Raw genomic sequence first — 22,362 nt, forward strand, 5'->3', positions numbered from 1 at the left:
TTCCAACAGGTCGCTCATGAGGCTCAGGGTAACAGCGGGGGGAATTTCAGTCGGCCACGCTGTGGGCCGGCAGCCAGCAGCGGATGATGTCGCGGACGGAGACCATGCCGACCGGTCCCAGGTCGTCGAGGACCACGAGATGGCGGAAGCCGCCGCGGGTCATCGCCTCGGCCGCCTCCTGGAGGGTCCAGCCGGGGGCGGCGAAGACCACCTCGTGGGTGGTGTGGGAGCCGGCCGGCTCCCGGTCGGGGTCCTCTCCCCGGCCGAGCGAGTTGAGGATGTCGCGCTCGGTGAGGATGCCGAGCCCGGCGTCGCCGTCCAGGACGACGGCCGCGCCGACCCGGCGGGCCGACATCAGCCGGGCGGCCTGACGGAGTGTGTGGGCGGGTCCGATGGTGAGGACCACCGTGCTCATGGCGTCACGGACGAGCATGGATGGAGCCACCTCCTCGGCGAACCGCCCCTCAGGAGCGGTTCACAAATGCACAAGTGGGGGCTCCAGAGTTGCACCGGGAGAGGGGTCCGACAAGGGGGCGCGCAAGGCGTCCCCCGGGGCGGACGGGAGCGCGTTCAGGCGCCGGGCGTCCCCGCGGACCCCAGTCGGCCGAGCAGCTCCTCGTGCAGCAGGCCGTTGGAGGCCGCCGCGTTCCCGCTGTGCGGGCCGGGCCGGCCGTCCAGGCCGGTGTACGAGCCGCCGGCCTCCTGCACCACGATCGCCACCGCCGCCATGTCCCACAGCGACAGCTCCGGCTCCGCGCACAGGTCGACCGTGCCCTCGGCCACCATCATGTACGGCCAGAAGTCGCCGTACGCCCGGGTCCGCCAGCACGCGCGCGTGAGGTCCAGGAAGGCGTCCAGCTTCCCGCGCTCCTCCCAGCCGCTCAGCGAGGAGTACGCGAACGAGGCGTCGGCCAGCGAGGCCACCTGGGACACCCCGATCCGGGACCCCGACTCGGGTCCGGTGCCCGTGAAGGCGCCCAGGCCCTTCGCCGCCCACCAGCGGCGGCCGAGCGCGGGCGCCGACACCACGCCGACCACCGGCTCGAAGCCGGTCTCGCCCTCCTCCATCAGCGCGATCAGGGTCGCCCACACCGGCACCCCGCGCACGTAGTTCTTGGTGCCGTCGATCGGGTCGATCACCCAGCGGCGCGGGCCGGTGCCCTCGACGCCGTACTCCTCGCCGAGGATCGCGTCCCCGGGCCGCTCCTCCTGCAGCCCGGCGCGGATCAGCTCCTCGGCGGCCCGGTCCGCCTCGCTCACCGGGGTCATGTCGGGCTTGGTCTCGACCTTGAGGTCGAGGGCCCGGAAGCGGGCCATGGTGGCCGCGTCGGCGGCATCCGCGAGGGCATGGGCAAGACGCAGGTCATCGTGGTAATCGGCCATGTCCGGCACTCTAGCGCCGCCCGGACGCCGCCCGCCGGACCGTCTCGCGCGGCCGTGCGAACCCTCCCGTCCCTTGACAGCGCCGGTGCGGCCTGCCGACGCTGGGGGGCCACCGTCCCGGTCCGGAGGCGCCCATGCCGACCGCCCGCGAGGCCCTCCTCGACGCCGCTCTCGCCGCCCTGGCGCGGCACTCCTGGTCCGCCGTCCGGATGGCCGACCTCGCCGTCGCCGCCCGGGTCTCCCGGCAGACCCTCTACAACGAGTTCGGCAGCAAGGAGGGGCTGGCCCGCGCCCTCGTCCGGCACGAGGCCGACGCCTACCTCGCCGGCGTGCGCCGCCTCCTCGCGGCCCAGGAGCCGCCCCCGCGGGCCCTCGCGGCCGTCGCCGCGTGGACCGTCGCCCGGGCCGGCGACCGGCCGATACTGCGCGCGCTGCTCACCGGCGCCTGGACCGAGGGCCTGCCCCGGCCCCGCCCGGCCCGGCCGGGCGCCCGCCCCGCCCCCGTACCGGCGCAGCGAAGGGCCGACGCCGGGCCGCCCGCGCCGGGGGAGCTGCTCGCCACGACGGCGCTGTGCGCGGGGGAGCGGTGGGCGGCCGGCTGCGAGCTGGCGCTGCGGCTCGCCGTCAGCCATGTGGTGGCCCCGGAGCTGCCGCCGGAGGGTCAGTGCGCGGAGCCGGACAGCTGGAGGCCGATGACCCCCGCGATGACCAGCGTGATCGAGACGATCTTGAGCGTGGAGACCACGTCGCCGAGGAAGACCATGCCGTAGATCGCGGTGCCGGCCGCCCCGATCCCCGTCCACACCGCGTACGCGGGCCCCACGTCGAGCTTCCGCAGCGCGAGGGTCAGCAGCCCGAAGCTGCCGAGGGCGAAGCACGCGAAGGCGATCGTCGGCCAGAGCCGGGTGAATCCGTGGGAGAGCTTCAGGCAGACCGCGAACCCCGTCTCCAGGATCCCGGCGACCACCACCAGCAGCCACGCCATCGTTCCCGCCTCCCGCCCGGTCGGATTCCTCGCACTTGTGCGGTTATGTCCATACCGGCATGGGCGCGGGCGTAAACACCGGCGGCGGAGCGGTCAGTCGCCCTCGCGGCGTTCCCGGGTGGCGAGCAGCCGCCGCAGCGAGAAGAGCCGCGCCGGATCCGCGTGCCCCTCCGCCACCCAGGCGTCCAGGGCGCACTCCGGCTCGTCGTGGCTGCACGCGCGCGGGCACTTCTCCGTGCCCGGCTCCAGGTCCGGGAAGGCGAGGATGACCCGGGCCGGGTCGACGTGGTGCAGGCCGAAGGAGCGCACGCCCGGCGTGTCGATGACCCAGCCCTCGGCGGCGTCCAGGGGCAGCGCGAGCGCCGAGGTGGTGGTGTGCCGGCCGCGGCCGGTCACCGCGTTCACATGGCCGGTGATCCGCCGCTTCTCCACCGGCACCAGCGCGTTCACCAGCGTCGTCTTGCCGACGCCGGAGTGGCCGACGAAGGCGGTGACCCGCCCGCCCAGGTGCTCCCGCACCCGGTCCGCCGCGCCGCCGTCGTACAGCTCCTCGCGGTTCACCACCACGTACGGGATGTCCAGGTCGCCGTAGAGCTCCAGCAGCTTCTCCGGCGGGGCCAGGTCCGACTTCGTCATCACCAGGAAGGGCTCCAGGCCGCCGTCGTACGCGGCCACCAGGCAGCGGTCGATCAGCCGGGGGCGCGGCTCGGGGTCGGCGAGCGCGGTGACGATCGCGAGCTGGTCGGCGTTGGCGACGACCACCCGCTCGTACGGGTCGTCGTCGTCGGCCGTGCGGCGCAGCACCGAGTCCCGCTCCCCGATCCGCACGATCCGGGCCAGGGTGTCCTTCTCGCCGGACAGGTCGCCCACCAGGGAGACCCGGTCACCGACGACGGCCGCCTTGCGGCCCAGCTCGCGGGCCTTCATCGCCATCACGGTCCGGTCCTCGACCAGACAGGTCAGCCGGCCGCGGTCCACGGTGAGGACCATGCCCTCGACGGCGTCCTCGTGCTTGGGGCGGATGGAGGTGCGGGGCCGGGTGCCCTTGCGGTTGGGCCGCTGGCGGATGTCGTCCTCGTCGGTGTGCTTGCCGTAGCGCCGCATCGTTCAGGCTCCGAGCATTTCGGTCCACATCCCCGGGAAGTCCGGCAAGGTCTTGGCCGTCGTCGCCACGTCCTCGATCTCCACGCCCTTCACGGCGAGACCGATGATCGCGCCCGCGGTCGCCATCCGGTGGTCGTGGTACGTGTGGAAGACGCCGCCGCGCAGCGGGCGCGGGCGGATGTGGAGGCCGTCCTCGGTCTCCGTGACGTCACCGCCGAGGCCGTTGATCTCCCGGGTGAGCGCCGCGAGCCGGTCGGTCTCGTGGAGCCGCAGGTGCGCCACCCCGCGCAGGGTCGAGGGGGAGTCGGCGAGGGCGGCGACGGCCGCGATGCCGGGGGTCAGCTCGCCGACCTCGCCCAGGTCCACGTCGATGCCGTGGATCCGGCCCGTGCCGGTGAAGGTGAGACCGGCGTCGGTGAGCTCGCAGGCGCCGCCCATCTCGGTGAAGATCCGGCGCAGCTCGTCGCCGGGCTGGGTGGTGCGGGCCGGCCAGTCGGGGACGGTCACCCGGCCGCCGGTGATCAGAGCCGCCGCCAGGAACGGCTGCGCGTTCGACAGGTCGGGCTCGATGACCAGGTCGCGGCCGCGCAGCGCCGACGGGGCCACCCGCCACACGTCCGGGGCGCCGCCGTGCTCCGGCTCGTCGACCTTGGCACCCACCGCGCGGAGCATGTCGACGGTCATCCGGATGTGCGGCATCGACGGCAGCCGGCCGCCGACGTGCCGGACCTCGACGCCCTGGTTGAAGCGGGCGCCGGAGAGCAGCAGCGCGCTGACGAACTGGGAGGACGAGGAGGCGTCGATCTCGACGACCCCGCCCTCCAGGCCGCCCGTGCCGTGCACGGTCATCGGGAGGGCGCCGCGGCCCTCGTCGTCGATCCGGGCGCCGAGCGCGCGCAGCGCGTCGATCACCCCGTGCAGCGGGCGCTCGTGGGAGCGGGGGTCGCCGTCGAAGCGGACCGGGCCGTCGGCGAGCGCGGCCACCGGCGGCAGGAAGCGCATGACCGTGCCGGCGTTGCCGACGTCGACCGTCGCCGGGCCGCGCAGCGGGGCGGGGATGATCCGCCAGGCCTCGCCGCTGCCGTCCGGACCCACGCCCTCGTCGATCTTCACGCCCAGGGTGCGCAGCCCCTCTGCCATCAGCAGGGTGTCGCGGGAGCGCAGCGGGCGGCGCACCCAGCCGGGCTCGGCGGCGAGCGCGGCGAGCACCAGGGCGCGGTTGGTGACCGACTTCGAGCCGGGCACGGTCACGGTCGCGTCGACGGGGCCGCTCGCGTACGGAGCGGGCCACAGGTCCTGGGCTGCGGAGTGCGACGGATCGGGGTGCGCGGGGGAAGCTGCGGTCATGCCCTCACTGTACGGGGGTGTCAGAGACCGAGAAGCCAGGTGGCGCCGCCGATCAGGCAGCTGAGCGACACGACGTGGAAGAAGGCCAGCCACACCCCGGCGGGCACATGGGTGAGCCGGGAGAGCTGGTCGGCGTCGGAGGTGGGCGCCCCGCCGCGCCGGCGCGTGGACTGGAGCTCGAAGGGGGGCCGGACCCCGCCCAGGAGCAGGAACCACACCACCGCGTACGCGAAGGCGGCCTGGACCTCCGGCGCGGCCAGCCAGGACACCAGCACGAACAGCCCGCCGGTGAGGACGACGCTGAGGATCCCGTACGCGTTGCGGACCATGACCAGGACCGCGAGGAGCAGCCCCGTCGCCGCCCACAGCAGCACGGCGACCAGGCCCGCGCCGAGCAGCGCCGCCCCGCCGAGGCCGAGCAGCGGGGCCGCCGTGTAGCCGGCGGCCAGGGTGAGGACGACGCCGAGGCCGGTCGGGCGGCCCCGGGTGACGGTGAGGCCGCTGGTGTCCGAGTGCAGCCGGATCGCCTGCAGCCGGCGGCGGCAGGCGAGCGCGACCAGGGCGTGGCCGCCCTCGTGGGCGATGGTGATCGCGTTCCGCGCGAGCAGCCAGATCCGGCGGGGCACGGTGACGGCGAGCGCGGCGACGCCGGTGGCGATCACCAGCCACTCGGGCGGGGCGGCCTGCGGGCTGAAGAGGTCCATCCTTCGGTCCGCTCCTCTCGGGCTCGGGGATCGTGGCAGTGTGGCACGCATGTGCGGACGATTTGCGGCCGGCCGGCGCCCCGAGGATCTCGTCGAGACCTTCGGGATCGAGAAGTGGGAGCCGACGGAGACCCTGGAGCAGGACTGGAACGTGGCCCCCACCAAGGAGGTCCACGTCGTTCTCGAACGCCCTCTGAAAGACGCGGAGAGCCGCCGTCCGGTTCGCCAGCTGCGCGCGCTGAAGTGGGGACTGGTCCCGTCCTGGTCGAAGTCGCCGGAGGGCGCGGCCCGGATGATCAACGCCAGGGCCGAGACCCTCCACGAGAAGCCCTCCTTCAAGCGCGCCTTCCAGTCCCGCCGCTGCATCCTGCCCGCCGACGGCTATTACGAGTGGGTGACCGGCGCCGCCGAGCGCGACCTGGAGGTCGAGGGGAAGAAGAAGCGGCCCCGCAAGCAGCCGTACTTCGTGACCCCCGCCGACGGGTCCGTCATGGCCATGGCGGGCCTGTACGAGTTCTGGCGCGACCCCGCGCTGCCGGCCGAACACCCGCACGCCTGGTGGGCCACCTGCTCGGTGATCACCACCGAGGCGGAGACCGCGCCGCTCGGCGTGGCCCCCGCCGAGGGCCCCGGCTCGCTCGCCGAGATCCACCCCCGGATGCCGCTGATGCTCACCGAGGACCGCTGGGACGCCTGGCTGGACCCGGCCACCACCGGCCCCGACGAGCTGCGCGCCCTGCTCGCGCCGCCGCCGGAGGGCCTGATGCGGGCCTTCCCGGTCGCCACCGCCGTCAGCAACGTCCGCAACAACGGCCCCGAACTGCTCGCCGAGCTGGCGGGACCGGAGCTCGGCACGCTGTTCTGACACACGTCGTCCGGCGGGCGCGGGGAACGGCCTCCCGGCGGCAGGATGGGGACGTGACGAAGATCGAGACCGTGCCCACCGACGCCGGTGAGGCCCGCATCACCTGGCACCCCGCCCGCGAGGCCCGCCGCGTCCTCGCCCTCGGCCACGGCGCGGGCGGCGGCACCGAGGCCCGCGACCTCGCCGCCCTCGCCGCAGCCCTGCCCGCCCACGGCGTCACCGTCGCCCTGGTCGAGCAGCCCTGGCGGGTCGCGGGCAAGAAGGTCGCGCCCGCGCCGAAGACCCTCGACACCGGCTGGCGCGGGCTCTGGCCCGCCCTCGCGAAGCCCGGCCTCCCCGTGGTCGCGGGCGGCCGCAGCGCCGGCGCCCGGGTCGCCTGCCGCACCGGCGCCGAGCTCGGCGCCGCCGCCGTCCTCGCCCTGAGCTTCCCGCTCCACCCGCCGGGCAGGCCGGAGAGCTCCCGGGCCGCCGAACTCCTCTCCGCCGGCCTGCCCACCCTCGTCGTCCAGGGCGGCAACGACCCCTTCGGCAAGCCCGCCGAGTTCCCGTCCGGAGGCACGTACGAACTCGTGGAGATCCCGTACGGCGACCACGGCTTCGCCGTCCCCAAGCGCGCCCCGGTCGACCAGGACGAGGCCGTCCGCGGCATCGTCGGAGCCGTCGCCGACTGGCTCGCCGCCCTGCGCTGACCCCCACCGCCGCCCCGGGAATGCCGGGACCCGGGGCGCTGTTGTGGAGAGCGTCGGTGTGAGAAGCGAGAGAGGGAGTCCGTCGCATGGGTTCGACCATCTGCCCGGAGCGGGCCAGGTCCGCGGAGCTCGACTGGACCGTGCTGCCCGCCCCCAAGGCCGCCCCTATTCGGGCGGCGGGCGGAGCCGATCCTCGTCTATCCTCCGAAACGAGCGGGTCCGGCACCGGCCCCGTCACCGCGCTGGAGGAGGTGGGTCCGGTCACTGGGACCGACACAGGGACCGACGACGGCCCCGAGGAGACGACCGAGGAGCGCAACGCGCGCTTCGAGCGGGACGCCCTCGGCTACCTCGACCAGATGTACTCCGCCGCGCTGCGGATGACGCGCAACCCCGCGGACGCCGAGGACCTCGTGCAGGAGACCTACGCGAAGGCGTACGGCTCCTTCCACCAGTTCCGCGAGGGCACCAACCTCAAGGCGTGGCTGTACCGCATCCTCACCAACACCTTCATCAACTCGTACCGCAAGAAGCAGCGCGAGCCCCAGCGCAGCGCGGCCGAGGAGATCGAGGACTGGCAGCTCGCCCGCGCCGAGTCGCACATGTCGACCGGACTGCGCTCCGCCGAGTCGCAGGCCCTCGACCACCTCCCCGACTCGGACGTGAAGGCGGCCCTCCAGGCGATCCCCGAGGAGTTCCGCATCGCGGTCTACCTCGCCGACGTCGAGGGCTTTGCCTACAAGGAGATCGCCGACATCATGGGGACCCCCATCGGTACGGTGATGTCCCGCCTGCACCGGGGCCGCCGCCAGCTCCGCGGCATGCTCGAGGACTACGCCCGCGAGCGCGGCCTCGTCCCCGCCGGCGCCGGAGAGTCGTCCAAGGATCTGAAAGGCGCGGACTCATGAGCTGCGGAGACCCGCACGAGACGGACTGCTCGGAAGTCCTCGATCATCTCTACGAGTTCCTCGACCGGGAGATGCCCGACGGTGAGTGCACCAAGTTCGAGGTGCACTTCGAGGAATGCTCCCCGTGCCTGGAGAAGTACGGCCTGGAGCAGGCGGTGAAGAAGCTCGTCAAGCGCTGCTGCGGCAGCGACGAGGTCCCCACCGACCTGCGCGCCAAGGTCATGGGCCGGATCGACCTGATCCGCGCCGGGCACCTGGTGCCCGAGCAGGACGCGGTCGCCCCCGAGGCGCAGACGCCGCAGACCCCGGCCGCCCAGGAGTGACCGGACGGGTGTGCGGGTCCTCCGCCGCGCATCCGTCAGCTTGTATCACCCGATGGTAGGAATCGACGGCGGCCCGCCTTGAGCGGCCGCCGTCCTCGCTAGCGTGCACCGCGTGACGGTCGTGAAGCCCCTCCCGCGAACGGCCCGCGCGTACATCGTCTGCGCCGCCCTCGGCGCCGGAGCGTGCGCCCTGCCCGCGCTCCTCCCCCCGTCGCCCACCCCCTGGGCGACCGCGGGCCTCCTCGCCGCCCTGTACGCGCTCTGCGAGCTGCCCGCCCGCTGCCGCCTCCTCGGCCGCTCCGCCGGCGGCTCCGTCCCCATGGGCACCGGCTCCTTCTACCCGGTGCTGCTCGCCGCCGCCCTGCTGCTGCCGCCGGCCGCCGCCGTGCTCACCGCCCTCCCCGGCGGCCTCCTCGCCCGCGTCGACGAACCCCCCGCCCGCTGGCGCCGCACCTGGCGCGCCGCCGCCACCGCCCTCGCCGTCTGGGCCGCCGCCCACACCGCCGCCGCCCTCGACGCCCCCGCCACCCCCGCCGGCGCGTTACCCCACGCGCTGCTCCCCGCCCTCGGCGCGGCCCTCGCCTTCTGCCTCGTCCTCACCGCCCTCGACGGCGGCATCCGCGCCACCGCCGACGGCCTGCCGCCCCGCGCCGCCTGGCGCGGACTCCTCGGCCGCGCCCTCGCCCCGCACCTCGTCCACGGCCTCGTCGGCCTGATGATGGCCGTCCTCTGGCGCAGCCCCCACGGCCCCGCCGCCGCCCTCCTCGTCCTGCTGCCCATGTACCTCTCCTGCTGGGTCTTCGCCCAGTACCACCACGAGCGCGCCGCCCACCAGGCCACCATCCGCGCCCTCGTCCAGGCCGTCGACATCAAGGACAGCTACACCCGCGGCCACAGCGAACGCGTCGGCCACGCCTCCGTCCTGATCGCCCGTGAGCTCGGCATGGACGGCGACCGGCTCGACACCGTCCGCTTCGCCGGCATCCTCCACGACGTCGGCAAGCTCGGCGTCCCCACCCGCGTCCTGCGCAAGGACGGCCCGCTCACCCCCGAGGAGCGCCGGATCATCGAACTCCACCCCGAGTACGGCCACGAGATGGTCCGCGGCATCGGCTTCCTCGGCGACGCCCGCGCCGCCGTCCTCCACCACCACGAACGCATCGACGGCACCGGCTACCCCTACGGACTGCGCGGCGAGGAGATCCCCGAATGCGCCCGCGTCGTCGCCGTCGCCGACGCCTTCGACGCCATGACCTCCACCCGCTCCTACAGCCGCGCCCGGCCCGTCGCCACCGCCCTCGCCGAGCTGGAGCGGTGCGCCGGCAGCCACTTCGACCCCCGGATGGTCGCCGCCCTCGTCCGCGCGCTCGACCGCTGGGGCTGGCGGACCGCCGTCACCGCCGACGAAGCCGGTACACAGGTCCCCGCGCCCCGCGCCCCGGGACCGCTCGCGCCCCAGCCGAAGGAGCCCGCGTGAGACCGGGCGCGGCCACCGTCGGCTCCGTCCGCGCCGCCGCCCTCCTCCTCGGCGCGGCCGGCCTCGCCCACACCCTCTGGCACGGCCTCGCCGAACCCGGCAACGCCCTCGCCTTCGGCGCCCTCGTCGCCCTCGGTGAACTGGCCCGCCGGGGCGCCCGCCCCGGCGCGGGGGCACCTCCCGCGAGCGAGGCACTGCGGGGGAGCGAACCCGCCCCGCTCGCCGCGGCCGCCGCCCTCGCCTACGCCCTGCTCGGCGCCGACGCAGGCACACCGACCACCCACGGCGTCCTCCAGACCGTCGCCGTCGTCTGCGCCGCCGGCCTCGCCGGGATCGTGCCCCACGTCGCCCGCCGCCGGGCCCGGGACGACGACCGGGGCCCCGACCCCGACCACCTCGCCCGCCGGGTCCTCACCGTCGGCTTCGCCGCCCTCTGCTTCCAGCCGCTCTACAACGCCGGCGCCCTCACCGGCCCCCTCGGCACCGGCGCCCCCTACGTCCTCTTCCTCCTCCTCGTCCTCGTCCTCACCGGCCTCTGCGACGCCGTCCTCGCCGCCCTGCTGCTGCGCGCCCGCACCGCCTACCCGTACGGCCCCCTCCTCCGCGACGAACTGCGCGCGCTCCTCGGCATCGGCTCGGCCGTCTGCGCCACCGGCGTCGTCATGGCCCTCGGCGTCGCCGCCGCCGGACTCTGGGCACTGCCCGTCCTCGCCGTGCCGCTGCTGCTCACCCAGATCTCGTACCGCCGGTACGCCGCCGTCCGCACCGTCAACCGGCAGACGATCGCCTCCCTCGCCCGGGCGACCGAGATCGCCGGCTGCACCCCACCGGGGCACGCCCGCCGGGTCGCCGCCCTCGCCACCGCCGTCGGCCGCGAGCTGGGCCTCGGCGGCTCCGAACTGACCGTCCTGGAGTACGCCGCCCTCATGCACGACATCGGCCAGCTCTCCCTCCTCGACCCCGTCCCCGGCGGCGCCACCGCGCCGCTGCCCGCCGAGGACCAGCGCAGGATCGCCCTGCTCGGCGGCGAGGTGGTCCGGATGACCGGCGTCCCCGCGGCCGTCGCCCACGTCGTCGAGCGGCAGGCCGACCCGTACCGCGAGCAGCCGCTGCCGGCCCGGATCGTCCGCACCGTGAACGCCTACGACGACCTCGCGGGCGAGGACGCGGGCGCCGCCCTGGAGGCCCTGGAGACGCTCAGGCTCGGCACCGCCCGCGACCACCACCCCGAGGTCGTCGCCGGTCTGGCCCGGGTCCTCGCCCGCGACGGAGCCCCTGGGGTGACCTCGTCCCCCACGGGGTAACCCATGGGTAATGAGCGCGCGTCCGACCCGGCATGGTTGGATGCGAACAAGAGGGTGAAGCGACCGGCAGGCGGGAATCGTGAGGATCTTCGGGAAGGTACGGCATCGGCCCTCCGCCTCGTGGCGGCAGGCCACCGACCGCGCGTTCACGCTGATCGGCGACGGCCGGTACGAGGACGCGGGCGCGCTGCTCACCCGGGCGGCCGATCTGGAGCCCTGGCTCTCCGAGTCCTGGTTCAACCTGGCGCTGCTGCACAAGTTCCGGCACGACTGGGAGCAGGCCCGCGCCGCGGGACTGCGCGCCGTCGCCCTGCTCGACAAGGAGACCGGCGCCCCCGACTGGTGGAACGTCGGCATCGCCGCCACCGCCCTCCAGGACTGGCCGCTGGCCCGCCGCGCCTGGCAGGCGTACGGCCTGAAGGTCCCCGGGGCCTCCTCCGCCACCGGCGAGCCCGCCGGCATGGAGCTCGGCAGCGCCGCCGTCCGCCTCTCGCCCGAAGGCGAGGCCGAGGTCGTCTGGGGCCGCCGGCTCGACCCGGCCCGCATCGAGGTCCTCTCCATCCCGCTGCCGTCCTCCGGCCGCCGCTGGGGCGAGGTCGTCCTCCACGACGGCGTCCCGAACGGCGAGCGGACCACCACCGCCGGCCCCTCCTACCCCGTCTTCGACGAGATCGAGCTGTGGGCCCCCTCCCCGGTCCCCACCTGGGTCGTCCTCCTGGAGGCCGCCACCGAGGCCGACCGGGACGCCCTGGAGCAGCTCGCCGCCGAGGCCGGCTTCGCCGCCGAGGACTGGTCCTCGTCGGTACGGCTCCTGTGCCGCGCCTGCTCCGAGTCGACCATGCCCAGCGCCGAGGGCGAGGGCGACCACGTCGACCCGCACGACCACAGCGAGCCCGGCCACCCCGGACCGCTCGGCCACCGCTCGCCCGGCGAGCTGTGGGTGCCCGAGCGCGAGTGCGGCATCGCCGCCCCGGCCGACCTGGTCCGCGGGCTCCTCGACGGCTGGGTCGCCGACAGCCCCGACAGCCGGGAATGGCGCGATCTCGAAGAGGTCTGCTGAGCCTTCCGCCCCGGCCCCGTAGGCTGTCCCCGACGGAATCGGGTTTTCAGGAAGGCGCGGCGGCACATGGCGCAGCAGGAGTCGGGCGAGCAGATCTTCACGGGCTACGCCCTGGACGACGACGGCTACATCGTGGACACGGAGGACTGCGAGGCGCGTGAGCTCGCGCACCGCGAGCGGGGCACCTCCCGCCCGATCACGGTCGTCGGCAACCCGGTGCTGCACCACGAGTGCAAGGACGTCACCGAGTTCGGCCCCGAACTGGCCGCCCTGGTCGACGACATGTTCGCCAGCCAGAAGACGGCCGAGGGCGTCGGCCTCGCCGCCAACCAGATCGGCGTCGGCCTCAAGGTCTTCGTCTACGACTGCCCCGACGACGAGGGCGTCCGCCACACCGGCCACGTCGTGAACCCGGTGCTCCAGGAGCTGCCGGCCGACCGCCGCCACCTGGACGACTCCAACGAGGGCTGCCTCTCGGTCCCCACCGCCTACGCGGAGCTGGCCCGCCCCGACTTCGCCGAGGTCCACGGCCAGGACCTGCACGGCAACCCCATCAAGGTCCGCGGCACCGGCTACTTCGCCCGCTGCCTCCAGCACGAGACGGACCACCTCTACGGCTTCCTCTACATCGACAAGCTCTCCAAGCGCGACCGCAAGGACGCGCTGCGCCAGATGGAAGAGGGCACCCCGCGCTACCCGGTCGTCGCCAACGACTGACCTCCGCGCCTACGCCGAAGGGCCCCGCACCGTGTGGTGCGGGGCCCTTCGGCGTACGTCCTACTGCCAGCCCATGTCATCGCCCAGGACGGTGACGGGCACGGACTGCCAGCTCATGTCGCCCGCCGAGGCGGTGGCGGCGGCGCCGCCGACCAGCAGGAGCGTGAGGACGGCGGTGGTGAGGGCGCGGGCCTTGCGGGTCATGGAGATCCCCCCGTGAAGTGGTGTGACGGACTACAAGATCAACTCTAGGTCAGTCCCCGCACCCCGGCCGAAACCTGCACATCCGGAGGTCAGAAGTCCTCGTCCAGGTCGACCGTGCCCTCGACCGCCACCTGGTAGGCGGAGGGGCGGCGCTCGAAGAAGTTGGTGAGCTCCTGGACGCCCTGGAGCTCCATGAACGAGAAGGGGTTCTCGGAGCCGAAGACCGGGGCGAAGCCGAGGCGGACCAGGCGCTGGTCGGCGACGCACTGGAGGTACTCGCGCATGGACTCGGTGTTCATGCCGGGCAGGCCGTCGCCGCACAGGTCGCGGCCGAACTGGAGCTCCGCCTCGACGGCCTCCCGCAGCATGTCCGTGACCTGCCGGCGCAGCTCGTCGTCGAAGAGCTCCGGCTCCTCCTTGCGGACCGTGTCCACGACCTCGAAGGCGAAGTTCATGTGCATGGTCTCGTCGCGGAACACCCAGTTGGTGCCGGTCGCCAGGCCGTGCAGCAGGCCGCGGGAGCGGAACCAGTACACGTAGGCGAAGGCGCCGTAGAAGAACAGGCCCTCGATGCAGGCGGCGAAGCAGATCAGGTTGAGGAGGAAGCGGCGGCGGTCCGCCTGCGTCTCCAGGCGGTCGATCTTCTCCACCGAGTCCATCCAGCGGAAGCAGAACTGCGCCTTCTCGCGGATCGACGGGATGTTCTCCACCGCGGCGAAGGCCGCCGCGCGGTCCTCCGGATCGGGCAGATAGGTGTCCAGGAGGGTCAGGTAGAACTGGACGTGGACGGCCTCCTCGAAGAGCTGACGGCTCAGGTAGAGCCGCGCCTCGGGGGAGTTGATGTGCTTGTAGAGCGTCAGCACCAGGTTGTTCGCCACGATCGAGTCGCCGGTCGCGAAGAACGCGACGAGGCGGCCGATCATGTGCTGCTCGCCCGGGGTGAGCTTGGCGAGGTCGGCGACGTCCGAGTGGAGGTCGACCTCCTCGACGGTCCAGGTGTTCTTGATGGCGTCCCGGTAGCGCTCGTAGAAGTCCGGGTAGCGCATCGGGCGGAGGGTGAGCTCGAAGCCCGGGTCCAGGAGGTTCTTGTTCTCGTTGGTGCTCATCACTGGCAGGCCTCGCAGGACTCGGGGTTTTCCAGGGAGCAGGCGACGGCCTCGGGGTCGGCGGCCTGCTGGACGGGGATCGGGGCGGTGGCGGCGGCGGACGCGGAGGCAGCGCGGGCGATCCGCGTGGCCGGGCGCGAGCGCAGGTAGTACGTCGTCTTCAGACCGCGCTTCCAGGCGTACGCGTACATCGACGACAGCTTGCCGATGGTCGGCGTCTCCAGGAACAGGTTCAGCGACTGCGACTGGTCGAGGAACGGCGTGCGGTCCGCCGCCATGTCGATCAGACCGCGCTGCGGGATCTCCCACGCCGTGCGGTACAGGTCGCGGACCTCGGCCGGCACCCAGGTGAAGCCCTGCACCGAGCCGTTCGACTCGCGCAGTGCCTCGCGGGTCTGCGCGTCCCACACGCCGAGCTCCTTCAGCTCGGCGACCAGGTACGAGTTGACCTGGAGGAACTCGCCGGAGAGCGTCTCGCGCTTGAAGAGGTTGGAGACCTGCGGCTCGATGCACTCGTACACGCCGGCGATCGACGCGATCGTCGCCGTCGGCGCGATGGCGAGGAGGAGGGAGTTGCGCATGCCGACCGCGGCGATCCGCTCGCGCAGGGCCGCCCAGCGCTCCGGCCAGTGCGGCTCGACGCCGTAGTGGTCCGGGTGGAGCACGCCCCGGGCGGTACGGGTCCGCTCCCAGGCAGGCAGCGGCCCGTTGCGCTCGGCGAGGTCGGCGGACGCCTCGTACGCGGCGAGCATGATCCGCTCGGCGATCCGCGTCGACAGCGCGCGCGCCTCCGCCGAGTCGAAGGGCAGCCGCAGCTTGAAGAAGACGTCCTGGAGGCCCATCGCGCCCAGGCCCACCGGGCGCCACTTCGCGTTGGAGTTCCCGGCCTGCTCGGTCGGGTAGAAGTTGATGTCGACGACCCGGTCGAGGAAGGTGACCGCGGTGCGGACGGTCTCGTCGAGCCGCTCCCAGTCGATGTCCCCGTCGGCCACGAACGCGCCGAGGTTGACCGAGCCGAGGTTGCAGACGGCCGTCTCGCCGTCGTTCGTGACCTCGATGATCTCGGTGCAGAGGTTGGAGGAGTGGACGACGGTGCCGGGCTCGGCGGTCTGGTTGGCCGTACGGTTCGAGGCGTCCTTGAAGGTCATCCAGCCGTTGCCGGTCTGCGCCAGGGTCCGCATCATCCGGCCGTACAGGTCGCGGGCCGGGATCGTGCGGCGGGCCAGGCCCTTCGCCTCGGCGGCGCGGTACGCGGCGTCGAACTCCTCGCCCCACAGGTCGACCAGCTCGGGCACGTCGGCGGGGGAGAAGAGCGACCACTCGGCGTCCGCGTTGACCCGGCGCATGAACTCGTCCGGGATCCAGTGGGCGAGGTTCAGGTTGTGGGTGCGGCGGGCGTCCTCGCCGGTGTTGTCGCGGAGCTCCAGGAACTCCTCGATGTCCGCGTGCCAGGTCTCCAGGTAGACGGCGGCGGCGCCCTTGCGGCGGCCGCCCTGGTTCACGGCGGCGACCGAGGCGTCCAGGGTCTTCAGGAAGGGCACGATGCCGTTGGAGTGGCCGTTGGTGCCGCGGATCAGCGAACCGCGCGAGCGGATGCGGGAGTACGACAGGCCGATGCCGCCGGCGTGCTTCGACAGCCGCGCGACCTGGTGGTAGCGGTCGTAGATGGAGTCCAGCTCGTCCTGCGGGGAGTCCAGGAGGTAGCAGGAGGACATCTGCGGGTGCCGGGTGCCCGAGTTGAAGAGCGTGGGGGAGGACGGCAGGTAGTCCAGGCGGCTCATCAGGCCGTACAGCGCCGCCACCTCGTCCAGGGCGCGGACGCTGTCGTCCTCGGCGAGGCCCGCGGCGACCCGGAGCATGAAGTGCTGCGGGGTCTCGATGACCTTGCGGGTGATCGGGTGGCGCAGCAGGTAGCGCGAGTAGAGGGTCCGCAGGCCGAAGTAGCCGAAGCGGTCGTCGGCGGCCGGGTCGACCAGCGCGTCCAGGCGGTCCGCGTGCAGGGCGGTGAAGGCGGCGGTGCGGTCGGCGATCAGGCCCTCGCGGTGGCCGGTGGCGACCGAGGCGGAGAAGGAGACGGCGCCCTGGGAGACGGCCTCCTCGGCGATGGTGAGGGTGAGCAGGCGGGCGGCGAGGCGGGAGTAGGCGGGGTCCTCGGAGATGAGTCCGGCCGCGGCCTCGGTGGCCAGTTCGCGCAGCTCCGCCTCGTCCGAGCCGGCGTGCCGGCCGCGCAGCGCGGCGGCGGCGACCCGGCCGGGGTCGGTGTCGGGGAGGTCGGCGGTGAGGTCGGTCAGGGTCCGCAGCAGTACGGTCCCGGGGCCGTCGCTCTCGCTCGCGGCGGCCTCGGCAACTGACGGACCCGCAGGCGCGATGGTCACGTGGGGGCTCTCCCTCGCTCGGCCCGGGGCCACGGCGGGGGAGGGGGGGCGGGCAGGCCTCCGCACGCACGGAAGCGCCCGCGTCCACCGGCCCATTCCGCGAGGCCCGGACGTCGTCGGCACCCGGAACGGACGGACCGGGCGCACCGTCGGCAGGTCCTCGGACTCCCTCCGTGCGAAAAGCGCACGAAGCACACCGTTGCGGGACAGTTCCGGATTCGCACCGGATTCCCCTGCGGCGACAGCGAGCACGAGCATACATGTGGGGGGCGCCGATCTCGGCACCCCCCACATGTTGTGTCCTCTCGCTCAGGTGTCCAGGGAGAACGCCCACAGGGGCGACAGGTCCGGAACCGGGCTCCAGTCCCGCTCGGGGACCCGGACGAAGCCCAGCCGGCGGTAGATCCGGTGGGCGTCCGTCATCCGGTCCTGGGTGGACAGCACCAGCCGGACGCAGCCGTCGAGGGCCCGTGCCCGGTCGACGCAGGCCCGGACGAGCGCCTCTCCGACGCCCCGGCCGCGCGCCGCCCGGGTCACCGCGAGGAGCCGGAACTCGGCCTCGTCGGGGCCGGCGATGTCCGCCCACTCCCCGCCGCCGGCCGTGAAGGTGACCGCGCCGAGCAGCGTCCCCGCGGGGTCCACGGCGACCAGTACCTCGGCCTCGACGGCCCGCCGGGCGACGTCCCGCATCACCGGCAGGTAGTCGTCGTCCTCGCCGAAGGTGAGGTGTCCGTCGTCGAGGTAGGCGCGGGCGGTGAGCTCGCCCACCTCCTCGTACTCCTCCGGCCGTACGGCCCTGATCGTGAAGTCCATGCCCGCAGTCTGCCCTGATCAGCCGCTCGCGCCCACCGAGTTGTCGGGCGCCCCGTCGCCGACCGGCGGCAGGTCGCCGCGCTCCACGGACCCGCCCGGACCGGTGGACTTCGGCAGCACGGCGTCGAGTTCGGCGTCGTCGGCCCGGTGGGCCTTGGCGGCGGCCTGCTTCAGCAGTTCGCGGGGGACGGTGAGCGGGGCGTCGACCTCGACGCGCAGCCCGTTCTCGTTGCGCAGGTAGGCGTGCCGGTCGCCGGCGCGGCGGTACCAGCCGTCGCCCTCGGCCTCGCAGCCGTCGCCGTCCGGGGGCCCGGCCACGCACTCCTCGGCGCGGAACGGCCGCCGTTCGGCGCTGAGCGTGACGTCGCCGCCGTCCTTGTTCACGTACACGATCCGGAAGCCGTCGTCGCCGACGACCCCGGCGGACTGGAGCGCCGGCGCGTAGCCCTCGGCCTCGGTGACGTAGACGTGCTCGACGCGGGTCTGGGCGTACCGGGCGCGGGCCTCCAGGGCCGCGCGGTCGGGCGCCGGCGGGTCGCCGGCCGTCACGGTGCCGCAGCCGACGAGCGCGGAGAGGCCGACGGCGAGCAGGAGCAGCTGCGGGGGAGTGGTCCGCGGTCGCATGGGGGCCTTTCGGTGGGTGGGGACGCGGCAGGCCGCCCGGCCTGGGGAGGCGGGCGGCCTGCGGGGTGGTGCGGGGCGGCTCAGTGGCCGGCGCCGACCTTCGGGAGCTTGGTGCGGACGCCGGCGTCGCCGGAGTCGGCCGTGTAGTCCGACGGGGAGGTCTCGTCGACGCCCTCGGGGGCCTTGACGGCCTTGAGGACGAAGGTGAGGACGACCGTGACCAGGACGTTGAGCACGAAGGCGGTGAGGCCGATGTAGCCGATCTCGCCGATGCCGGGGATCTCGGCGGAGGAGCCGCCGAAGTGCTTCTGCTTCGGCGTCGACACGTTGTACGCGGCGATCGTGCCGTACGCCATGCCGACGGCCCAGCCGGCGAGCAGCGCCCAGCGGTGGAACCAGCGGGTGAAGAGGCCGCCGACCAGGGCGGGGAAGGTCTGGAGGATCCAGATGCCGCCGAGGAGCTGGAAGTTGATGGCGACGGTCTTGTCCATGGTGAGGACGAAGACGAGGGCGCCGACCTTCACCAGGAGGGACACCAGCTTGGAGACCTTGGTCTCCTGCTCGGGGGTGGCCGAGGGCTTGATGAAGTCCTTGTAGATGTTCCGGGTGAAGAGGTTGGCCGCGGCGATCGACATGATCGCGGCGGGCACCAGCGCGCCGATGCCGATGGCGGCGAAGGCCACGCCGGCGAACCAGGCGGGGAACATGTCCTCGAAGAGCTGCGGGATGGCCAGCTGGCCGTTCTGGACCTTGATCCCGGCGGCGATCGCCATGAAGCCGAGCAGCGCGAGCAGACCCAGCATCAGCGAGTACAGCGGCAGGATGGTGGTGTTGCGGCGGATGACCTCGCGGCTCCTGGACGACAGGGTCGCCGTGATGGAGTGCGGGTACATGAAGAGCGCCAGCGCGGAGCCGAGGGCGAGCGTCGCGTACGTCCACTGTCCGGCCTCGCCGGGCACGAGCGCGCCGGCCTTGGCGGTGGTGAACTTCTCGTCGGCGGCGGCGAAGATCTCGCCGAAGCCGCCCAGCTTGATCGGGATGTAGACGATCGCCACCGCGATGACGATGTAGATCAGGGTGTCCTTGACGAAGGCGATGAGCGCCGGGGCGCGCAGACCCGAGGAGTAGGTGTACGCGGCGAGCACGCCGAAGGCGATGAGCAGCGGCAGGTCCTTGATGAACCAGTGGGTGTTCTCGCCGCCGCCGACGCCCATCACGTCCAGGACGGCCTGGATGCCGACGAGCTGGAGCGCGATGTACGGCATCGTGGCGAGGATGCCGGTGACCGCCACCGCGAGCGAGAGGCCCTTGGAGCCGAAGCGGCCGCGGACGAAGTCGGAGGTGGTGACGTAGCCGTGCTTGTGCGACACCGACCAGAGGCGCGGCAGGAAGGTGAAGATCAGCGGGTAGACCAGGATGGTGTAGGGGACGGCGAAGAAGCCGGCCGCGCCCGCCGCGTAGATGGCCGCCGGGACGGCGACGAAGGTGTACGCGGTGTAGAGGTCTCCGCCGAGCAGGAACCAGGTCACCCAGGTGCCGAACGAGCGGCCGCCCAGGCCCCATTCGTCGAGGCTGTTCTCGTTCTCCGCCTTCCGCCACTTCGCGGCGAGGAAGCCCATGACCGTGACGGCCAGGAAGAAGAACACGAACACGCTGAGCGCGACGACGTTGACGTCCTTCATCGCTCCTCACCACCCTCACGGACGCGGCGGGCGCGCTGGTCGCGCTGCCAGAGCTTGTACGCGACGACGGTGAGCGCGGTCGCGATCAGCACCCACAGCATCTGGTACCAGTAGAAGAACGGGATGCCGGCGAGAAGGGGATCGACCTTCGCGTAGGAACCGACCCAGAGCATCGCCACGAACGGGGCGATGAGGCAGAGCGCGATGACGACCCTGGCCGGTGTGACGACCGGTTGTTTCCCGGTTCCGGTTTCTGACATGGTGAAGAAGTCCCCTCGCTGATCACCGGCTGATGCCGTGGAAATCTAAGGGACCGTCCAGCCCTTGGGAACCCTGGTCCGAATAACGGACTTGTATCGGGGAGGACATTCGAGCGAAACCCGATGTCCTCCTGGTTCTGGCCGAAAACGACGTACCCCGACACATCACACGGATGCGCCGGGGTACGGGTTCAGATCGATTTTCAGCCGTTCGGCCGCTGGAGCCTCGCGACGAACTTGTAGCGGTCGCCGCGGTAGACCGAGCGCACCCACTCCACCGGCTCGCCCTGGGCGTCCAGCGAGTGACGGGAGAGCATCAGCATCGGCAGGCCGACGTCGGTGCCGAGCAGGCCCGCCTCGCGCGGGGTGGCGAGGGAGGTCTCGATGGTCTCCTCGGCCTCGGCGAGATGCACGTCGTAGACCTCGGCGAGCGCGGTGTAGAGCGAGGTGTACTTGACCAGCGAACGGCGCAGCGCGGGGAAGCGCTTGGCCGAAAGATGGGTGGTCTCGATCGCCATCGGTTCGCCGTTCGCGAGGCGGAGGCGCTCGATCCGCAGCACCCGGCCGCCGGCCGAGATGTCGAGCAGCCCGGCGAGGGTGTCGTCGGCGGTGACGTATCCGATGTCGAGGAGCTGCGAGGTGGGTTCGAGGCCCTGGGCGCGCATGTCCTCGGTGTACGAGGTGAGCTGGAGGGACTGGGAGACCTTGGGCTTCGCCACGAAGGTGCCCTTGCCCTGGATGCGCTCCAGCCGGCCCTCGACGACCAGTTCCTGGAGGGCCTGGCGCACGGTGGTGCGCGAGGTGTCGAACTCGGCCGCGAGCGTCCGCTCGGGCGGCACCGGGGTACCGGGCGGCAGGGTCTCCGTCATGTCGAGGAGGTGCCTTTTCAGCCGGTAGTACTTGGGCACGCGCGCGGTGCGGGTCGCCGCCCCGCCCTCTGTCTCCGTGCTGCCCGCCTCCGTGGCCATGGCCTGCCTTCCCGACTGTGCTGCTGCCGTCACCGGCTCCTCCGTCTGTCGCGGCTCACATGGTGGCACGGACCGGTCACGGGTCGTCGGCCTCCCTCAGGTGTCGGTCCGATAACGGACGCGACTGCCCTTCTTATACACCCTTGACACCCCTAAAGGTCTAGGCCAAGCTCCGGGTACTGGTCTAAACCATTAAAGACCAGGTCCCAGCCCCACGAGCACTACCTGACGTATGTCTTCGCGCGGTGGGCAGGGGTTGCAGGCATCCCTGAGGAGGGTGGCGTGAAGCGCAAGCTCATCGCGGCGATCGGCGTCGCGGGCATGATGGTCTCTATTGCCGCGTGTGGCGGTTCCGACAGCGGTGACAAGAAGGACAAGGCCGAGGGCGGCAACAAGTCGCTCACCGTCTGGGTCATGGACGGTTCCGCTCCCAAGGAGTGGATCGACGGCGTCAACAAGGAGTTCGAGGCCGCCCACCCCGGCGTCAAGGTCAACGTCGAGGTCCAGCAGTGGACCGACATCCAGACCAAGGTCACCACGGCCCTCTCCGAGGACACCCCGCCGGACGTCCTGGAGCTCGGCAACACCCAGACCACGGGTTACGCCGTCACCGGCGGTCTCGCCGACCTCTCGGGCGACAAGGACAAGCTCGGTTACAACAACTGGAGCAAGGGCATGCTGCCCTCGGCCGAGCTGGACGGCAAGCTCTACGCCGCTCCGTGGTGGGCCGCCAGCCGCGTCGTGATCTACGACAAGGCCGCCTACAAGAAGGCCGGCGTCACCCCGCCGAAGACCCGCACCGAGTGGATCGACGGCCTGAAGAAGCTCAAGGCCGCCGACGCCAAGTCGCAGCCCATCTACCTCCCGGGCCAGAGCTGGTACGTCCTCGCCGGCTTCCTGTGGGACGAGGGCGGCGAGCTCGCGGTCAAGGACGGCGACAAGTGGAAGGGTGGCCTGGCCACCCCGCAGGCCGCCGCCGCCATGAACTTCTACAAGGAGCTGCAGTCCTTCTCGACCGCTCCGAAGGACAAGGACGAGGCCACCCCGCAGCAGTCCGTCGACATCGTCCCCAAGGGCGGCGTCTCCTCCTGGATCGGTCTCGGCTGGGAGGCCGGCGGCGCGATCGCCGCCATCGAGAAGGCCGGCAAGAAGGCCGACTTCGGTTACTTCCCGATCCCGGGCAAGACGGCCGACAAGCCGGGCTCCGTCTTCTTCGGCGGCTCGAACCTCGCCGTCGCCGAGCGCTCCAAGAACCAGGAGCTCGCGAAGGAGTGGCTGGCCTTCGTCACGAACAAGAAGCAGCTCCAGTCGTACGGCACCGCCAACAAGGGCGGCATCATCCCCGTCGACACCTCCGCGCAGGTCACCCCCGAGGCCGGCTCCTTCGCCGAGGCCATGGTGAAGGTCGCCGAGGTCGGTCGCATCACCCCGATCACCGGCGGCTGGGCGAACGTCGAGACCGAC

24 protein-coding genes and 1 riboswitch are annotated in these 22,362 nt (G+C 72.7%); of the genes, 10 read left to right on the forward strand and 14 right to left on the reverse strand.

The features are described from left to right. Window positions 1–46 precede the first annotated feature (46 nt). Window positions 47–433, reverse strand: a complete 387-nt coding sequence (locus ABZ621_RS36920; RefSeq protein ID WP_169087041.1) for a CBS domain-containing protein — start codon at window positions 431–433, stop codon at window positions 47–49. 137 nt (window positions 434–570) lie between these two features. Continuing rightward, on the reverse strand, window positions 571–1,383 hold the full coding sequence (gene hisN, locus ABZ621_RS36925) for a histidinol-phosphatase (protein WP_360611463.1): 813 nt from the start codon (window positions 1,381–1,383) through the stop codon (window positions 571–573). Between the two features lie 134 nt (window positions 1,384–1,517). Here hisN and ABZ621_RS36930 point away from each other — a divergent pair, with 134 nt between their 5' ends. Next, entirely contained in the window at window positions 1,518–2,153 is a 636-nt protein-coding gene (locus tag ABZ621_RS36930) for a TetR/AcrR family transcriptional regulator (RefSeq protein ID WP_360611465.1), read from the forward strand. On the opposite strand, the gene ABZ621_RS36935 is transcribed toward ABZ621_RS36930, so the two are convergent. From ABZ621_RS36935 to ABZ621_RS36950, 4 genes are all read right to left on the reverse strand, one after another. Then, on the reverse strand, window positions 2,045–2,368 hold the full coding sequence (locus ABZ621_RS36935; RefSeq protein ID WP_169087028.1) for a multidrug efflux SMR transporter: 324 nt from the start codon (window positions 2,366–2,368) through the stop codon (window positions 2,045–2,047). The genes ABZ621_RS36930 and ABZ621_RS36935 overlap by 109 nt on opposite strands. A 93-nt stretch (window positions 2,369–2,461) precedes the next feature. After that, entirely contained in the window at window positions 2,462–3,472 is a 1,011-nt protein-coding gene (gene rsgA / locus ABZ621_RS36940) for a ribosome small subunit-dependent GTPase A (RefSeq protein ID WP_360611468.1), read from the reverse strand. A 3-nt stretch (window positions 3,473–3,475) separates the two neighbouring features. Next, the gene (aroA, locus tag ABZ621_RS36945; RefSeq protein ID WP_360611470.1) at window positions 3,476–4,819 is read right to left on the reverse strand and encodes a 3-phosphoshikimate 1-carboxyvinyltransferase; all 1,344 of its coding nucleotides are present in this window, start codon (window positions 4,817–4,819) and stop codon (window positions 3,476–3,478) included. A gap of 20 nt (window positions 4,820–4,839) precedes the next feature. Continuing rightward, window positions 4,840–5,523 carry a M50 family metallopeptidase gene (locus ABZ621_RS36950; protein WP_360611472.1) on the reverse strand — a complete coding sequence of 228 codons (684 nt, stop codon included), beginning with the start codon at window positions 5,521–5,523 and terminating at the stop codon, window positions 4,840–4,842. A gap of 49 nt (window positions 5,524–5,572) precedes the next feature. On the opposite strand from ABZ621_RS36950, the gene ABZ621_RS36955 reads away from it, so the two are divergent. The 8 genes from ABZ621_RS36955 to def all read left to right on the forward strand — a co-directional run bounded on the left by ABZ621_RS36955 (window position 5,573) and on the right by def (window position 12,866). Beyond that, window positions 5,573–6,388, forward strand: a complete 816-nt coding sequence (locus ABZ621_RS36955) for an SOS response-associated peptidase (RefSeq protein WP_360611474.1) — start codon at window positions 5,573–5,575, stop codon at window positions 6,386–6,388. Between the two features lie 53 nt (window positions 6,389–6,441). Next, a complete protein-coding gene (locus ABZ621_RS36960; protein ID WP_360611476.1) occupies window positions 6,442–7,077 on the forward strand; it encodes an alpha/beta family hydrolase in 636 nt (211 codons plus the stop codon). Window positions 7,078–7,328: 251 nt separating this feature from the next. Then, a complete protein-coding gene (locus ABZ621_RS36965; RefSeq protein ID WP_189946678.1) occupies window positions 7,329–7,985 on the forward strand; it encodes a sigma-70 family RNA polymerase sigma factor in 657 nt (218 codons plus the stop codon). Next, a complete protein-coding gene (gene rsrA / locus ABZ621_RS36970) occupies window positions 7,982–8,308 on the forward strand; it encodes a mycothiol system anti-sigma-R factor (RefSeq protein WP_360611478.1) in 327 nt (108 codons plus the stop codon). Before ABZ621_RS36965 ends, rsrA begins: the two co-directional genes overlap by 4 nt. A gap of 121 nt (window positions 8,309–8,429) precedes the next feature. Next, window positions 8,430–9,785: an HD-GYP domain-containing protein gene (locus ABZ621_RS36975; RefSeq protein WP_360611497.1), complete on the forward strand. Its 1,356-nt coding sequence runs from the start codon at window positions 8,430–8,432 to the stop codon at window positions 9,783–9,785. Beyond that, window positions 9,782–11,089 carry an HD domain-containing protein gene (locus ABZ621_RS36980; protein ID WP_360611480.1) on the forward strand — a complete coding sequence of 436 codons (1,308 nt, stop codon included), beginning with the start codon at window positions 9,782–9,784 and terminating at the stop codon, window positions 11,087–11,089. The genes ABZ621_RS36975 and ABZ621_RS36980 overlap by 4 nt, the downstream gene beginning before the upstream one ends. Window positions 11,090–11,168: 79 nt before the next feature. Further along, window positions 11,169–12,149: a hypothetical protein gene (locus tag ABZ621_RS36985; protein ID WP_031013187.1), complete on the forward strand. Its 981-nt coding sequence runs from the start codon at window positions 11,169–11,171 to the stop codon at window positions 12,147–12,149. Window positions 12,150–12,215: 66 nt separating this feature from the next. After that, window positions 12,216–12,866 carry a peptide deformylase gene (gene def, locus ABZ621_RS36990; RefSeq protein ID WP_360611482.1) on the forward strand — a complete coding sequence of 217 codons (651 nt, stop codon included), beginning with the start codon at window positions 12,216–12,218 and terminating at the stop codon, window positions 12,864–12,866. Between the two features lie 60 nt (window positions 12,867–12,926). Here def and ABZ621_RS36995 read toward each other — a convergent pair whose 3' ends face one another. The 8 genes from ABZ621_RS36995 to ABZ621_RS37030 form a co-directional block, all read right to left on the reverse strand. After that, window positions 12,927–13,070: a hypothetical protein gene (locus tag ABZ621_RS36995; RefSeq protein WP_158983351.1), complete on the reverse strand. Its 144-nt coding sequence runs from the start codon at window positions 13,068–13,070 to the stop codon at window positions 12,927–12,929. A gap of 89 nt (window positions 13,071–13,159) precedes the next feature. Beyond that, entirely contained in the window at window positions 13,160–14,176 is a 1,017-nt protein-coding gene (locus tag ABZ621_RS37000; RefSeq protein ID WP_360611485.1) for a ribonucleotide-diphosphate reductase subunit beta, read from the reverse strand. Continuing rightward, a complete protein-coding gene (locus ABZ621_RS37005) occupies window positions 14,176–16,551 on the reverse strand; it encodes a ribonucleoside-diphosphate reductase subunit alpha (protein WP_360611487.1) in 2,376 nt (791 codons plus the stop codon). The genes ABZ621_RS37000 and ABZ621_RS37005 overlap by 1 nt, the downstream gene beginning before the upstream one ends. Before the next feature lie 155 nt (window positions 16,552–16,706). Next, window positions 16,707–16,784: riboswitch (cobalamin riboswitch) on the reverse strand. 76 nt (window positions 16,785–16,860) lie between these two features. After that, window positions 16,861–17,364, reverse strand: a complete 504-nt coding sequence (locus ABZ621_RS37010; protein ID WP_360611488.1) for a GNAT family N-acetyltransferase — start codon at window positions 17,362–17,364, stop codon at window positions 16,861–16,863. Between the two features lie 18 nt (window positions 17,365–17,382). Beyond that, window positions 17,383–17,988, reverse strand: coding sequence for a hypothetical protein (locus tag ABZ621_RS37015; RefSeq protein WP_360611490.1), 606 nt, complete (start codon window positions 17,986–17,988; stop codon window positions 17,383–17,385). An 80-nt stretch (window positions 17,989–18,068) separates the two neighbouring features. Next, entirely contained in the window at window positions 18,069–19,670 is a 1,602-nt protein-coding gene (gene mctP / locus ABZ621_RS37020; RefSeq protein WP_360611492.1) for a monocarboxylate uptake permease MctP, read from the reverse strand. Further along, window positions 19,667–19,930, reverse strand: a complete 264-nt coding sequence (locus ABZ621_RS37025) for a DUF3311 domain-containing protein (protein ID WP_360611493.1) — start codon at window positions 19,928–19,930, stop codon at window positions 19,667–19,669. The genes mctP and ABZ621_RS37025 overlap by 4 nt, the downstream gene beginning before the upstream one ends. Before the next feature lie 203 nt (window positions 19,931–20,133). Then, window positions 20,134–20,898 carry a GntR family transcriptional regulator gene (locus ABZ621_RS37030; RefSeq protein ID WP_189848221.1) on the reverse strand — a complete coding sequence of 255 codons (765 nt, stop codon included), beginning with the start codon at window positions 20,896–20,898 and terminating at the stop codon, window positions 20,134–20,136. Between the two features lie 282 nt (window positions 20,899–21,180). Between ABZ621_RS37030 and ABZ621_RS37035 the strand changes: the two genes are divergently transcribed. After that, window positions 21,181–22,362 (forward strand): extracellular solute-binding protein (locus tag ABZ621_RS37035; RefSeq protein ID WP_360611495.1); only part of this gene is annotated, 1,182 nt, incomplete at its 3' end.

Origin of the sequence: Streptomyces sp. NPDC007863, assembly GCF_040633895.1 — a bacterium.
Lineage (GTDB): Bacteria > Actinomycetota > Actinomycetes > Streptomycetales > Streptomycetaceae > Streptomyces.

Excerpts from the sequence above, each read along its gene's own strand:
- rsgA (WP_360611468.1), bottom strand. The coding sequence starts at position 3,472 with ATGCGGCGCTACGGCAAGCACACCGACGAGGACGACATCCGCCAGCGG.
- ABZ621_RS36935 (WP_169087028.1), bottom strand. The coding sequence starts at position 2,368 with ATGGCGTGGCTGCTGGTGGTGGTCGCCGGGATCCTGGAGACGGGGTTC.
- ABZ621_RS36950 (WP_360611472.1), bottom strand. The coding sequence starts at position 5,523 with ATGGACCTCTTCAGCCCGCAGGCCGCCCCGCCCGAGTGGCTGGTGATC.
- ABZ621_RS37030 (WP_189848221.1), bottom strand. The coding sequence starts at position 20,898 with ATGGCCACGGAGGCGGGCAGCACGGAGACAGAGGGCGGGGCGGCGACC.
- ABZ621_RS36930 (WP_360611465.1), top strand. The coding sequence starts at position 1,518 with ATGCCGACCGCCCGCGAGGCCCTCCTCGACGCCGCTCTCGCCGCCCTG.
- ABZ621_RS36920 (WP_169087041.1), bottom strand. The coding sequence starts at position 433 with ATGCTCGTCCGTGACGCCATGAGCACGGTGGTCCTCACCATCGGACCC.
- def (WP_360611482.1), top strand. The coding sequence starts at position 12,216 with ATGGCGCAGCAGGAGTCGGGCGAGCAGATCTTCACGGGCTACGCCCTG.
- ABZ621_RS37000 (WP_360611485.1), bottom strand. The coding sequence starts at position 14,176 with ATGAGCACCAACGAGAACAAGAACCTCCTGGACCCGGGCTTCGAGCTC.
- ABZ621_RS36955 (WP_360611474.1), top strand. The coding sequence starts at position 5,573 with ATGTGCGGACGATTTGCGGCCGGCCGGCGCCCCGAGGATCTCGTCGAG.
- hisN (WP_360611463.1), bottom strand. The coding sequence starts at position 1,383 with ATGGCCGATTACCACGATGACCTGCGTCTTGCCCATGCCCTCGCGGAT.
- ABZ621_RS36995 (WP_158983351.1), bottom strand. The coding sequence starts at position 13,070 with ATGACCCGCAAGGCCCGCGCCCTCACCACCGCCGTCCTCACGCTCCTG.
- ABZ621_RS37025 (WP_360611493.1), bottom strand. The coding sequence starts at position 19,930 with ATGTCAGAAACCGGAACCGGGAAACAACCGGTCGTCACACCGGCCAGG.
- mctP (WP_360611492.1), bottom strand. The coding sequence starts at position 19,670 with ATGAAGGACGTCAACGTCGTCGCGCTCAGCGTGTTCGTGTTCTTCTTC.
- rsrA (WP_360611478.1), top strand. The coding sequence starts at position 7,982 with ATGAGCTGCGGAGACCCGCACGAGACGGACTGCTCGGAAGTCCTCGAT.
- ABZ621_RS37010 (WP_360611488.1), bottom strand. The coding sequence starts at position 17,364 with ATGGACTTCACGATCAGGGCCGTACGGCCGGAGGAGTACGAGGAGGTG.
- aroA (WP_360611470.1), bottom strand. The coding sequence starts at position 4,819 with ATGACCGCAGCTTCCCCCGCGCACCCCGATCCGTCGCACTCCGCAGCC.
- ABZ621_RS37015 (WP_360611490.1), bottom strand. The coding sequence starts at position 17,988 with ATGCGACCGCGGACCACTCCCCCGCAGCTGCTCCTGCTCGCCGTCGGC.